Raw genomic sequence first — 12,593 nt, 5'->3', positions numbered from 1 at the left:
CGAGGAAATATCCTTGAAAACCTGGCCCATGCCGAGGTCTTCCATAGTCAGAACTTTCGAAGGAATGGTACGGAATACGGCACCCGCCCCGCGATTCTGGTTGAAAGCGTTAACACGGAAGCGGGCGACGCCCGGCACTTCGAAGGAAAAGTCTGTTTCCAGAAATTCCTCGTAGTCCTTACGCTGCTTGTCGTTCATGATGTCGTATATCAGCCCATGAACTTCTTTGTGCTCCAGGGGCGGGAGGTTGATACGGCGAACATCACCGTCAACACGGATCATCGGGGGCAGGCCGGCAGAAAGGTGCAAGTCAGACGCACCCTGTTTCGCCGAGAAGGCAAGCAGTTCAGTAATGTCCATAGAAGTCCTCGGAAGGCTTTTCTTTCACACAGGTAGCGTCTGTCTGGCACAACCCGCCCGTGATCACTTGGCATTTCAGTGACCTGCGAGTAACGTATCGCCATCGAACCGGCAGACCAAACGCGACTATTTGATAATATGAGCAGCATAGCAGACAACATCGGGAGCGTAACCCGACGCATACAAAAAGCAACATTGCAGGCGGGCCGGGAGCCAAATTCTGTGAGCTTGTTAGCGGTCAGCAAGACGCGCTCGGCAGACGAACTACGAGAAGCCGTGGCTGCCGGCCAACTGGCATTCGGGGAAAACTACCTTCAGGAAGCCCTGGATAAAATTGCTGCACTCGCCGATCTGGCGGAGATAGAATGGCACTTTATCGGCCCGATTCAGTCCAATAAAACCCGGCAGATAGCGTCGGCTTTTTCGTGGGTGCACAGCGTGGACCGCCTTAAGGTTGCCCGCCGCCTCAGCGAGCAACGAGAAACAGGTTTGCCACCCTTGAATATTTGCCTTCAGGTCAACATCAATAATGAAGAAAGCAAATCAGGGTGCCAGCCGGACGAATTACCTGAACTCGTATCAGAAATAGGTCAGCTGCCGGGCCTGAATTTGCGCGGGCTTATGGCGATCCCCGATCCGGAGCAGGGCGAATCCGACCTGCGGGCAAGTTTTCGCTCGCTTGCCAATACGCTGAAAAAGCTGCGCCAGGAATACCCGGAAGCCGGGCCACTGGACACCTTATCCATGGGCATGTCGGGTGATCTCGAAATGGCGGTTGCAGAAGGTGCCACCTGGGTTCGTATTGGCACGGCCGTTTTCGGCGCACGTGCATACAAGAGCTGAATTGACCGGTTCCTGCTATTATCGGATCCGAATGTCTAACCGAATAACCGTTGGAGCAGACCTTGAGCAAATCACCAACCATTTCGTTTATCGGTGCCGGTAATATGGCCAGCGCTATTATTGGCGGCATGCTGGATAGCGGATTCAAAGCCTGCAATATATGGGCAAGCGCGCCAGATGATGGCCACCTGCAATCCATTCGCAAACGTTTTGGGATAAGCGTAACAACAGACAACCGCTACTGCGCTCAGCAGGCAGACATGGTTGTGCTGGCGGTGAAGCCTCAGGCAATGGCGGACGTTTGCCGCGACATAGCCCCCATTGCCCAGAATACTCGCCCATTAATGGTATCGATTGCAGCAGGCCTGGGTGCGGATACACTTGACGAGTGGCTTGGTGGCGGCCTGCCTATAGTAAGAGTCATGCCAAACACCCCATCGCTGGTTGGCAAGGGAGCGGCTGGTTTGTTTGCTAACTCCAGTGTGAGCGACGCCCAGAAAACAATGGTTCAATCAGTTTTTGAAGGCATAGGCATTGCCGTTTGGGTTGAGGATGAAGCCCTACTGCACGGAGTAACCGCACTCTCGGGCAGTGGCCCTGCCTACTTTTTCCTGATGTTGGAAGCCCTTGAGGCAGCGGCAACCAGCGCCGGCGTAAATCCCGAAACCGCTCGACAGCTGGCCATTCAAACCATGGCAGGTGCCGCCGAGATGGCTGCCAGGAGTGAACACGACCCAGCTCAGCTGAAGAAAAACGTCATGTCGCCGGGAGGCACAACCGAGCAAGCCGTCAATACATTTGAAGAAGGCGGGATGCGCGACCTTGTAAACAAGGCATATGGCGCTGCGTACAAGCGCTCGGAAGAAATGGCCAAAGAATTGGCAGGTAAAGAGTAAACCAGTCACTGACAACGGAGAAACGGCTACATGCTGGCAGACATCCTGATTACGATCCTGCTGATCGCGTCCACCTTTTACATGACAGTCATACTGCTGCGCTTTTTGCTGCAACTGGCCCGAGCTGACTTCTATAACCCGATTTCCCAATTTGCGGTGAAGGCCACCAACCCTTTACTCAGACCCCTCCGTCGATTCATACCTGGCTGGGGCGGAATTGACGGCGCAGCTCTGGTTCTTGCCGTTCTTATTCAGGCGGCCACCTTCTTCCTTATTCTCATTGCCCTGAGCGGCGGCATTCCATCGTTTAATCCTCTCATCCTTCTGGTTTGGGGCGCGGTGGCGGTTCTGGATCTGATCGTCAAGATATATTTCTGGTCGGTTATTGCTGTTGTTGTCGTCAGCTGGATTGCCCCAGGCAGCAGTCATCCAGCAATACAACTGGTCGCCCAGATTACAGAACCTGTCATGCGCCCGGTGAGAAAACTGATGCCATCCATGGGCGGCCTGGATCTGTCGCCCATTATTGTTTTCCTGATCCTGAACGTGTTGTCTGTTGTTATTGATCATATGAAAGTCGCGGTCGGCCTCGGAGCCATTGGCCTGGGACTGTAAACTCCGTCACAAACAAACAATTTGTAACAGTTCTCCACAAAAAGCCTCAGCTGAAAGCCGCACCTTCACTTTGTTGATTTTGCGGCTTTTTTTATGAAAATCATGTCGACAACAGCCACACATCTGCAAACACCCGGCCGCAAAAACCCACGGAACAAGCTAGTATTAACCGTAATTAATTCATGCGTCACCATTCGTCGCCACGTGGATCCCTGTGAATCTGTCCGGGGAACGCCAGCAGTCGTGTAGAAGGAAAATCCGATGAAGCATCAGGGACACCTGACTCAACAGGTAGAGGCGTACCACAACTGGAAAAAGGAGCTGATCCGCCAGATCGGCCGCTACCGGTTGTGGCTCCAGGATAACAACCTGTTCTCTGAAGACATCAGCACGCGGATCCGCAATGGCCTTGAGCTGTTGATTGAGGATGAGCTCACCATTGCATTTGTTGGTGAATACTCCCGTGGCAAAACAGAGCTTATAAATGCGCTGTTTTTCTCGGAGTTTGGTCAACGCATGCTGCCCTCTCAGGCCGGCCGCACTACCATGTGCCCGACAGAGCTGTTCTTTGACCGCAGTGCCAACGAAAACTACCTGATGCTGCTCCCCATAGAGACTCGCACCGGCAGCCTGTCGTTACAGCAACTGCGCAAACAACCTGAACGCTGGGTAAAGCACAACCTGAATGAGCGTGACCCTGAAATCATGCGTGAGATCCTGGGGGAAGTTGCCCGGGTTAAAAGTGTTGAGCCCGCTCAGGCGCGAGCACTCGGGTTTGACGAAGGCATGCTTGAGCATGACCGCAACAACCCCGGCAACGTTCTGGTACCTGCCTGGCGCAATGCGCAGATCAGTATTCGTCACCCGCTATTCGAGCGCGGCCTGCGCATTCTTGACACTCCAGGTCTCAACGCGCTGGGCTCCGAGCCAGAACTCACCATCAGCATGCTGCCAAAAGCTCATGCCGTCATCTTTGTGCTGAGCGCAGATACTGGCGTTACTGCCAGTGATATGACCATCTGGAAAGAGTTCATAGATACCGAACACGCCGATCACCGTGCCGGCCGTTTTGCGGTATTGAACAAGATCGATGTTTTGTGGGACGACCTGCAGGGCGAGAAGCACACTAACGAAGCCATTGATCGCGTGCGTGGATATACCGCGGATCACTTGGGCATCCGGCAGCAGGATGTAATCCCCCTTTCCGCCAAGCAGGGCCTGGTGGCCAGAGTCAAAAAAGACACCAACCTGTTTGCCCGCTCCAACATCAGCAATCTGGAACAATTGATCATCCAGCGCATCCTGATGCACAAGGAACAATTGATCACGCAAAGCCTGATCAATGATCTGCTGGGTATGCTGCAAAACAGCCAGGCTGCGATGCAAACTCGCCTCGACGCTCTCGAAGAAGAGTCTCAAGCCTGTTCCGGCACAACCATGGACAAGGCGGCCCTCGCCAGACTGGCCGACCGCGCCCAGAAAGATTACGAATTTTACTACAAGAAGCTCATCACTCTGCGCTCCAGCCGTCGGTTGATGGGGTCCCAGGGGGACATGCTAAAAAGCCTGGTAGTAGAAGGTCGCTTTGAAGCTCATGCCGAACGCGTGCGAAAAAGTATGTCGAAAAGCTGGACCACGGCAGGCATGAACAACGCCATGGACCAGTTTTTTGAACTCCTTGAAAGCGATTTCACCAACTTGCTCAGCGAGGGCCGCCTTGCGGAGAAAATGGTCGGTGCCATCTATCGCCGGTATAACGAGGATACCCGTGCCCGACATCTGGAACCCATTCCATTGCGTGCCGGCCGACATGTAATTGCTATCAGGGAGCTGCGAAAAAAAGCCCGACGCTTCCGGGTCAGCCCGAAAAACCTGCTTACTGAGCAGTCAGTTCTGGTCCAGCGGTTTTTTAATGTGATGGTAAGCGAAGCCAGAACCCTGCATGCCCGTGTTCGCCAGGATGTAGAGCGCTGGCCATCAGAGGCACTGCTACCGATCATGCAGTACTCCATGGAACAGAAACAATTGCTGGAGCATCAGATCCGGCGCCTTCGGGACATGGTACGAAGCGATCGAGATGGCCGTTTCGAGCGTGAGCGGCTAGGCAATACCATCAGTGACTTGCGTCGGCAACTGGAACTGGCTGATGCGATGCAGCGACAAATCCGCAAACCGGCCCCCACGATGATCCAGCAAAAGGTCGTTAATATCTCTGGTGCTATCTAGCCCCATATAGCCTGTCGGTTGCAGCCATGACGGCCCGCCTTTAAACTGCTTTGCTGGTAGGGGTTTTTGCCCCAACCAGCAAAGCAGTCACTAACGGACCGAACCAGGAACCTTTCGCACCGATGCCCGATCCCATGCCCGTGGATTCTGTCGGGGTAGTCACCCCACAGACGTATCATTTTGAAACACCCATAGAACTGGCGTGCGGACAAGCACTGGAACATTATGACCTGGTGGTTGAGACCTATGGCGAGCTCAACGCTGATCGCACCAACGCCGTGCTCATATGCCATGCACTGAGCGGGAACCATCATGCTGCTGGCTACCACTCCGTTGACGACCGCAAACCAGGCTGGTGGGACACCTGTATTGGACCGGGCAAGCCCGTAGATACCAATCGTTTTTTTGTAGTCAGCCTCAACAACCTGGGTGGCTGTCACGGCAGTACGGGCCCCAACTCAACCAATCCGTCTACGGGCAAGCCCTTCGGCCCGGACTTTCCAGTCGTCACCGTTGGCGACTGGGTAAAAAGCCAGGCCCTGCTCGCAGACCGCCTGGGCATTGAATGCTGGGCAGCGGTCGTAGGCGGTTCTCTCGGGGGCATGCAAGCCCTGCAATGGAGCCTGGATTACCCGAATCGGCTGAAGCATTCTGTGGCTATAGCCTCCAGCCCGCGCCTGACAGCACAAAACATTGCATTCAACGAGGTCGCGCGGCAAGCCATTACTTCAGACCAGGAATTCCATGACGGCCGCTACTACGATTTCGATACCCTGCCCCGCCGCGGCTTGATGCTGGCGAGAATGGTGGGCCACATCACCTACCTCTCGGACGCCTCAATGGGTGAAAAATTTGGCCGCGAGCTGAGAGACCAGGCCTACAAGTTTGGCTACGATGCCGAGTTTCAGGTGGAAAGTTATCTCCGCTATCAGGGCGAACGCTTCTCGGAGATCTTTGACGCCAACACCTACCTGCTGATGACCCGGGCGCTGGATTATTTTGACCCCTCTTATGAGTTCGGCGGAGACCTATCCAAAGCGCTTGCCAAAGCCAGCTGTGAGTTTCTTGTGCTGTCGTTCAGCACAGACTGGCGCTTTACACCGGCCCGTTCTGAAGAAATGGTAAACGCAATGATTTCAGCCCGCCGTAAAGTCAGCTATGCCGAAATCGATGCGCCATGGGGCCACGACGCATTCCTGATTCCCACGCCGCGCTACACCGATATCTTCACCGCCTATATGGATCGCGTTGCCAGGGAGGTGGGCGCATGAGGGCAGACCTTGAAATCATTCAGCAGTGGGTTAAGCCAGGCCACCACGTACTGGATCTTGGCTGCGGCGACGGCACCCTGCTCGACTTCCTCAAACGGGAACGCAATGCCAGTGGCTTTGGCCTGGAAATTAATCCAGACCATATCACCACCTGTATGAACCGTGGTGTATCAGTGATTGAACAGAACCTGGACACCCAGGGGCTGGACAACTTTGAAGATAACAGCTTTGATATTGTTCTGATGACGCAGGCATTGCAGGCCGTGCGCCGACCAGACAAGGTACTGGATGAAATGCTGCGCCTTGGCAACGAAGGCATCGTCACTTTCCCTAACTTTGCTCACTGGCGCTTGCGCTGGGGGTTGGCTCTCAGCGGCCGTATGCCCGAATCCGATGCTCTTCCGTATAAATGGTATAACACCCCCAACATCCGGCTTTGTACCTTCAAGGATTTTGAGGCGCTGTGTCGGCAAAAAGGCATCCGCATCAAAAGCAGGCGTGTAGTGGACGGTCAGCACCAGAACAACTGGCTAGCGCGCCTTTGGCCAAACCTGTTAGGGGAAGTTGCCATTTACCGTATTACCCGGGAGAAAACAAAATGATGAATAGAATGTTGCACAGCATTTTCACCATTGCGACAGCTGCCTTTCTCACTGCCGCTGCCAGCCTGCCTGCCCATGCCGGCTCCGAAGATTTTGGAGATTACCAGGTAAACTGGAGCGTGCTGAACAGCACTTTCCTGCCCCCTGAGACAGCGAAGGAAAACAAACTCCAGCGCAGCAAAGGCATTGGCCTGGTCAATGTTTCAATCATGCAGGAAAATGAAGATGGTGTTATAAAGCCCGTAGCTGGACAAGTAGAAGGCAAGGTTTCAAACGACATCCAGCAAGTGAAATTTCTGGCATTTCGCAGAATACAGGAAGGCGACTCGGTCTACTTTATTGCCCAATACCAGTACTCACCCGGCGAATTGTTGACGTTCAACATTACCGCTCGCCCTACCGGTCATAACCAGGACCTGCAGGTACGGTTCGCCCATACCCTTTTCAACGACTGAGCGAACTATGTCTGAGCAAATTGTTATCGCCAGCAACAACAAAGGCAAAATCAACGAGTTCACTCACCTCCTTGCGCCACTGGGATTCGTGCCCGTACCGCAAGGAGAGTTGGGCGTTGGCGAGGCCGAAGAGCCGGCGGTCACCTTTGTCGAGAACGCTATTCTCAAAGCCCGCCACGCCGCCCGGGAAACCGGTTTACCGGCGCTTGCTGACGACAGTGGTCTGGCCGTTGATGCACTGGACGGAGCCCCCGGAGTGCGCTCCGCACGTTACGCCGGGTCCGACGCTTCCGATCTCGATAACCTGAATGCACTTCTGGACGCCATGGCCGATGTGCCCGACGGCCAGCGCGGAGCTCAATTTCACTGCGTACTGGTGTACCTGCGACACGCCGACGACCCAACGCCGATTGTCTGTCACGGCCGCTGGCCAGGCTCAATTCTCAGGGAACCGGCGGGCAATGGCGGCTTTGGCTACGACCCCGTCTTCCTTTGCCCGGAACACAATTGCAGCGCATCAGAGTTGTCACGGGAAGAAAAGAACCGGATAAGCCACCGGGGCCGCGCCCTGACATTACTCATGGAACAACTCGGGGCGGAGTCCTGAACCCGGTGACCTCAATCGTCCCGGCATCGGTCATTCCCCCTCTGAGTCTGTACATTCATGTGCCCTGGTGCGTGCGCAAATGTCCGTACTGTGACTTTAATTCTCATGCCATCCAGAGCGATCTCCCCGAATCCGCCTATCTGACTGCCCTGCTTGAAGACCTGGACCAGGATCTTGCATTTTCATCTGGCAGAGCTATTGAAACCGTTTTTATTGGCGGAGGAACGCCTTCGCTGATGAGCGGCGGCTTCTACAGCAAGCTGTTCAAGGGCCTCTCCGAGCGCCTCACTTTCGCAAAGGATGCAGAGATTACGCTTGAGGCCAACCCAGGCACACTGGAGGAGGGCCGTTTCGAAGCCTTCCGGGAAGCCGGCATCAACCGTCTGTCTATTGGCGTGCAAAGTTTCAACCCGGCCCATTTGAAATCACTGGGGCGCATCCATGACAGCGCAGCGGCGCACCGGGCGATCGACACGGCGAGAAAAGCGGGCTTTGATAATTTCAATCTGGACCTGATGCACGGCTTGCCCAACCAGACGCCTGATGAAGCTCTTGAAGATCTCAGATCTGCCATGAGCCATGAACCACCGCACCTGTCCTGGTACCAACTGACGTTGGAGCCCAACACCGAGTTTTATAGCCGTCCACCGGATCTGCCGGATGACGACCTGCTCTGTGAGATCGCCGATCAGGGCGGGGAGTATTTGCGTCAGCAAGGCTTCAACGACTATGAAATATCCGCGTGGTGCCGGGCAGGCAAGGCCTCACGGCACAACCTGAACTACTGGTCGTTCGGTGACTATATGGCGCTGGGTGCGGGCGGCCACGGTAAAATCAGCCTGCCAGATGGCACGATCAGGCGTTACTGGAAAACACGGCAACCAGACGCCTACCTGAACCGGATCGGCAGCCGCACCTCCGGAAGCGCAGAAATCGATGCAGAGGAACTTCCTCTCGAGTTTCTGATGAACGCCCTGCGCCTTCGGAAAGGAGTGGATGAAAGCCTATTTTTCGAACGGACGGGTTTACCCCTGACATCCATTGGGGTACAACTTCAGAAACTGCGTGACGATAAACTGCTGTTCACAGATCGGCTTCAGGCAACAGCCCTGGGACAAAGGTATCTGAACAGTCTTTTGGAGCGTTTTCTGTAATGGACACAGAAAAGGAATTACCTGCTTTAACTAAAGGCTTGAAAGCCTGCCTGGTTATGACTTTGCTTCTTCTGGTTGCTTTACTGGTGATCAACCAGCCCCTGAAAACAGGGTCGGCACATCAGGGCATTGTCAGCTATCAGTTAGCGGGGAGCGCCGAGCAGGCGCTGGCTATTGTGCGAAGCTGGGGCGACGAAGGCCTGCAATGGGCGAGACTTTCTCTGTGGCTGGATTTTCTGTTTATCCCTGTTTATTGCCTCACGCTTATATTGCTGACCCGGCACTGCACCCGGGACAGGCCCGGTGTTCGCGAACGCAACGCTGCGCGCTGGATTCGAACGCTCTTTATCGCCGCCGGCCTCGCCGATGCCACGGAGAACGTTTTGTTGCTGAATAATCTGGAGGCCCCCGCGGATGCCATCAGCGTGGCCGCTGCCATCAGCGCATTAGCCAAGTTTACCGCTCTGACGCTTGGCATCGCTGGGCTGGTGATCATTCGTGCAGCCCGGCGCCATCCACTGGAGCCGGGCTGAGTCAGGCGGAGAAAACAGCCACTCAAAGAGCGTCAGCCAAGACTTGACGGGGCTTCAGCCAAAATCTCAATTGGTGCGGTGGAACAATAGATCCCACACGCCATGGCCCAGATTTTCACCGCGCTTCTCGAATTTGGTAATCGGGCGATACTCTGGGCGCGGAGAAAATCCGCCCTGCTCCTGAGTATTGGCAAACCCTTCAGAATCACCCATAACCTCCATCATGTGCTCAGCGTAGTTCTCCCAATCTGTTGCAAGATGCAGGATACCGCCCACTCTCAATTTGTGACGGATACGCTGCACAAACTCAGGCTGCACTAGCCGGCGTTTGTGATGTTTCTTCTTGTGCCAGGGATCCGGGAAAAACACCATTACCTGATCCAGGCAGGCATCCGGCAGGCACAAATCAATCACATCGTTGGCGTCTATATTGTAAATACGGATGTTCTCAAGCCCGCGATCCTCAATTTCCTTGAGCAGTGCGCCTACGCCCGGCAGGTGAACTTCCACGCCGATGAAATCCTGCTCCGGTGCGGCTTCAGCCATTTCTGCCAGAGAACGCCCCATACCGAAACCGATTTCAAGATTGAGCATGGCATCCCGGCCAAACACCTGACGCGGATCAATCACGCCATCCTCACGGCTCAGGCCAAACTTTGGCCAACTGCGCTCATAGGCCTTTTTTTGGCCTTCTGTCATGCGCCCCTGACGCAGCACGAAACTGCGGACACCCCGGCGCGTCGTAATTGGCGAATCACCGGCTGCCTGTTTCGGGGCACTATCATCTTGCGGCTCTTTCTGATCAGTCATCTGCAATCCTTAACCGCTGGCTGCGGTTCTGCTTAACGGTATTTGCAAACAGTTTAACAGAGTAGGACCAGTCAGGCGGATACCACAGTGCCGTGACCGGCCTGGCGATCAAACTGACGGTAACCCAGGGCTTCCGCCAAGTGCGACTGCGAAACGACATCACACCCCTCGAGATCCGCCAATGTGCGCGCCACTCGAAGTATTCTGTGCAGCGCCCGGGCCGACAACCCAAGCTTTTCCATAGCAGCTGAAAGCAACATTTCGCCGGAACGCTCAAGGCTACAGGCGTGTTGCAAGTCACGCCCCGATAAGGTGGCATTAATACATCCGCGCAGCGACTGACGCTCTCTGGCAAGCACAACTCGCTCACGCACCACAGAGCTGGTTTCGCCGCCGCCACCGGTGTGCATAAGTATGTCGCCCCCCTGCACCGGCACCTCTACATGGAGGTCAAATCTATCCAGCAGGGGGCCTGAAATTTTCGACCGGTAACGCATCACCTGCTGTGGCGTGCACTGGCATTCAATGGTCGGGTGCCCGCTGTAGCCGCAGGGGCAAGGGTTCATCGCGCCAATGACCTGAAACCGCGCAGGGAAAGTAACCTGACGCGCGGCGCGGCTAATGGATATTTCTCCGGTTTCCATAGGCTCACGCAGCACTTCCAGAACCCTGCGGTCAAATTCTGGCAGCTCGTCAAGAAACAAGACTCCGCGATGTGCCAGGGAGATTTCTCCTGGCCTCGGGCTGCTTCCACCACCAACCAACGCCACGGCTGAAGCGGTGTGATGGGGCGACCTGAACGGGGGCTGGCGCCAGCCTCCTGTTCGTAGCGGATGCCCGGCCACTGAGTGCACACTCGCAACTTCCATGGCATGTTCATTCTCCAGATCCGGAAGAATTCCAGGCAAACGACTCGCCAGCATACTTTTGCCCGTGCCTGGCGGGCCGAAAAACAACAAATTGTGGCCGCCCGCCGCAGCCACCTCAAGAGCCCTGCGAGGAACTTGTTGCCCCTGCACATCCACAAGATCCAGCGTACCTGGCACAGCCTCCGACTCAGGCATAGTACCGGGCACCGGAACCAGCCGGGCGCGACCACACAGATGCTCACAGACTGCCAGTAAATGGCCCGCTGCCAGTACATCATCCTGGCTCGCAAGAGCGGCTTCTTCGGCGTTAGCATTCGGTATAAGTAAACTTCGGCCCTCCTTGCGCGCGGCCAGCACTGCAGGCAACACACCCTTGAGTGGTCGGAGCGCACCATCAAGCGAAAGCTCTCCTAGGAATTCACAGGAAGATAAACTTTCTGTCGGAATCTGTCCGGAGGCAGCAAGAATGCCCAGTGCAATCGGCAAATCGAAACGACCACCCTCTTTGGGCAGGTCTGCAGGCGCAAGGTTTATGGTTATTCGGCGGGCGGGAAATTCAAAACCTGCATTAAGCAGGGCACTTCTTACACGCTCCCGGCTTTCGCGTACACCGGTTTCCGGCATGCCCACAATAGAGAGTGCCGGTAAGCCACCGGAAAGGTGCACCTCGACGGTCACCTCCGGTGCAGAAACGCCAATGGATGCGCGGGAATGAACGACAGCAAGCATAACAACCTTCCATGGTTTTCCAATATCTTATAGGGCCTTGGTTACCAGGCCTCTCCGGCTTCCTGCCGGAAACTACCAGGGTTTATTCTGCGCTCAGGGACTTTTCCAGCTCAGCAACCCTTTTCTCAAGAGCCTCGACCTTTTCGCGGGTTTTCATAAGGACCGCTTGCTGGCCATCAAACTCTTCCCGGGTTACCAGCTCCAGGCGAGACAAAACAGCCATGACTGTTGCACGAGCCTGGGTTTCAAAATCATCCCGGGCAGCACGAGCCATATCCGGGACAAACTGACCAAACTGCCCCTGTAATTGGGCGAAAATATCCTGGGGACCTTTCACGCTTCACCTCACTGATTTGAATAATGTCCGGTTTCGACCAAAAGAGCAGCGCCAAAGCCGTTTTGCAGGAGTGTATCACACCGCCAGCCCTGCCATAATGTGTGCGGTGAGCACTCTATTGGTCACGCCAGCCGTTACCCCGCTCCAACCTGGGTCACGGGATCTCGTTACGCACCACATTGGTGCAGCAGCTGGCACCCAAGCTGGTAGACGATCACCGCATTAACACCATAGAACACTGATTTTAAATAATTTTTTTGCGTTGGCATACCCGGTGCTATAGCTC

Annotated in this window: 13 protein-coding genes and 1 pseudogene; 10 read left to right on the top strand and 4 right to left on the bottom strand. The window is 55.2% G+C overall.

The window, feature by feature from the left end:
• Window positions 1–360, bottom strand: a pseudogene (locus tag Q4501_RS15505) (twitching motility protein PilT); the annotation flags it as partial.
• A 138-nt stretch (window positions 361–498) separates the two neighbouring features.
• On the opposite strand from Q4501_RS15505, the gene Q4501_RS15500 reads away from it, so the two are divergent.
• From Q4501_RS15500 to Q4501_RS15455, 10 genes are all read left to right on the top strand, one after another.
• Window positions 499–1,203, top strand: a complete 705-nt coding sequence (locus Q4501_RS15500; protein ID WP_303597165.1) for a YggS family pyridoxal phosphate-dependent enzyme — start codon at window positions 499–501, stop codon at window positions 1,201–1,203.
• 62 nt (window positions 1,204–1,265) lie between these two features.
• Entirely contained in the window at window positions 1,266–2,099 is an 834-nt protein-coding gene (gene proC / locus Q4501_RS15495; protein ID WP_303597164.1) for a pyrroline-5-carboxylate reductase, read from the top strand.
• A 30-nt stretch (window positions 2,100–2,129) separates the two neighbouring features.
• Entirely contained in the window at window positions 2,130–2,714 is a 585-nt protein-coding gene (locus Q4501_RS15490; RefSeq protein WP_303597163.1) for a YggT family protein, read from the top strand.
• A gap of 261 nt (window positions 2,715–2,975) precedes the next feature.
• Complete coding sequence (locus Q4501_RS15485) at window positions 2,976–4,940, top strand: dynamin family protein (RefSeq protein ID WP_303597162.1); 1,965 nt, start codon at window positions 2,976–2,978, stop codon at window positions 4,938–4,940.
• Between the two features lie 122 nt (window positions 4,941–5,062).
• Window positions 5,063–6,211, top strand: coding sequence for a homoserine O-acetyltransferase (locus tag Q4501_RS15480; protein WP_303597161.1), 1,149 nt, complete (start codon window positions 5,063–5,065; stop codon window positions 6,209–6,211).
• Window positions 6,208–6,813, top strand: a complete 606-nt coding sequence (gene metW / locus Q4501_RS15475; RefSeq protein ID WP_303597160.1) for a methionine biosynthesis protein MetW — start codon at window positions 6,208–6,210, stop codon at window positions 6,811–6,813. Before Q4501_RS15480 ends, metW begins: the two co-directional genes overlap by 4 nt.
• A gap of 8 nt (window positions 6,814–6,821) precedes the next feature.
• Window positions 6,822–7,268, top strand: coding sequence for a DUF4426 domain-containing protein (locus Q4501_RS15470; protein WP_303597177.1), 447 nt, complete (start codon window positions 6,822–6,824; stop codon window positions 7,266–7,268).
• 7 nt (window positions 7,269–7,275) lie between these two features.
• Window positions 7,276–7,875 (top strand): RdgB/HAM1 family non-canonical purine NTP pyrophosphatase, encoded by a 600-nt coding sequence (gene rdgB, locus Q4501_RS15465; protein ID WP_303597159.1) that lies wholly within the window; start codon window positions 7,276–7,278, stop codon window positions 7,873–7,875.
• A 5-nt stretch (window positions 7,876–7,880) separates the two neighbouring features.
• Window positions 7,881–9,029 carry a radical SAM family heme chaperone HemW gene (gene hemW, locus Q4501_RS15460; RefSeq protein ID WP_303597158.1) on the top strand — a complete coding sequence of 383 codons (1,149 nt, stop codon included), beginning with the start codon at window positions 7,881–7,883 and terminating at the stop codon, window positions 9,027–9,029.
• On the top strand, window positions 9,029–9,562 hold the full coding sequence (locus Q4501_RS15455; protein ID WP_303597157.1) for a hypothetical protein: 534 nt from the start codon (window positions 9,029–9,031) through the stop codon (window positions 9,560–9,562). Before hemW ends, Q4501_RS15455 begins: the two co-directional genes overlap by 1 nt.
• A gap of 66 nt (window positions 9,563–9,628) precedes the next feature.
• Here the strand turns inward: Q4501_RS15455 and trmB are convergent, their stop codons facing one another.
• The 3 genes from trmB to Q4501_RS15440 all read right to left on the bottom strand — a co-directional run bounded on the left by trmB (window position 9,629) and on the right by Q4501_RS15440 (window position 12,307).
• A complete protein-coding gene (gene trmB / locus Q4501_RS15450; protein WP_303597176.1) occupies window positions 9,629–10,261 on the bottom strand; it encodes a tRNA (guanosine(46)-N7)-methyltransferase TrmB in 633 nt (210 codons plus the stop codon).
• Window positions 10,262–10,443: 182 nt separating this feature from the next.
• Window positions 10,444–11,970: a YifB family Mg chelatase-like AAA ATPase gene (locus tag Q4501_RS15445; RefSeq protein ID WP_303597156.1), complete on the bottom strand. Its 1,527-nt coding sequence runs from the start codon at window positions 11,968–11,970 to the stop codon at window positions 10,444–10,446.
• 82 nt (window positions 11,971–12,052) lie between these two features.
• On the bottom strand, window positions 12,053–12,307 hold the full coding sequence (locus tag Q4501_RS15440) for an accessory factor UbiK family protein (protein ID WP_303597155.1): 255 nt from the start codon (window positions 12,305–12,307) through the stop codon (window positions 12,053–12,055).
• Window positions 12,308–12,593: the final 286 nt, after the last annotated feature.

Source organism: Marinobacter sp. 2_MG-2023, assembly GCF_030546935.1.
In the GTDB taxonomy this organism is placed as follows: Bacteria; Pseudomonadota; Gammaproteobacteria; order Pseudomonadales; family Oleiphilaceae; genus Marinobacter.
This window is presented reverse-complemented; position numbering and strand designations above follow the sequence as displayed.

Excerpts from the sequence above, each read along its gene's own strand:
- Q4501_RS15500 (WP_303597165.1), top strand. The coding sequence starts at position 499 with ATGAGCAGCATAGCAGACAACATCGGGAGCGTAACCCGACGCATACAA.
- Q4501_RS15490 (WP_303597163.1), top strand. The coding sequence starts at position 2,130 with ATGCTGGCAGACATCCTGATTACGATCCTGCTGATCGCGTCCACCTTT.
- Q4501_RS15485 (WP_303597162.1), top strand. The coding sequence starts at position 2,976 with ATGAAGCATCAGGGACACCTGACTCAACAGGTAGAGGCGTACCACAAC.
- Q4501_RS15480 (WP_303597161.1), top strand. The coding sequence starts at position 5,063 with ATGCCCGATCCCATGCCCGTGGATTCTGTCGGGGTAGTCACCCCACAG.
- metW (WP_303597160.1), top strand. The coding sequence starts at position 6,208 with ATGAGGGCAGACCTTGAAATCATTCAGCAGTGGGTTAAGCCAGGCCAC.
- Q4501_RS15470 (WP_303597177.1), top strand. The coding sequence starts at position 6,822 with ATGTTGCACAGCATTTTCACCATTGCGACAGCTGCCTTTCTCACTGCC.
- rdgB (WP_303597159.1), top strand. The coding sequence starts at position 7,276 with ATGTCTGAGCAAATTGTTATCGCCAGCAACAACAAAGGCAAAATCAAC.
- Q4501_RS15455 (WP_303597157.1), top strand. The coding sequence starts at position 9,029 with ATGGACACAGAAAAGGAATTACCTGCTTTAACTAAAGGCTTGAAAGCC.
- trmB (WP_303597176.1), bottom strand. The coding sequence starts at position 10,261 with ATGACAGAAGGCCAAAAAAAGGCCTATGAGCGCAGTTGGCCAAAGTTT.
- Q4501_RS15445 (WP_303597156.1), bottom strand. The coding sequence starts at position 11,970 with ATGCTTGCTGTCGTTCATTCCCGCGCATCCATTGGCGTTTCTGCACCG.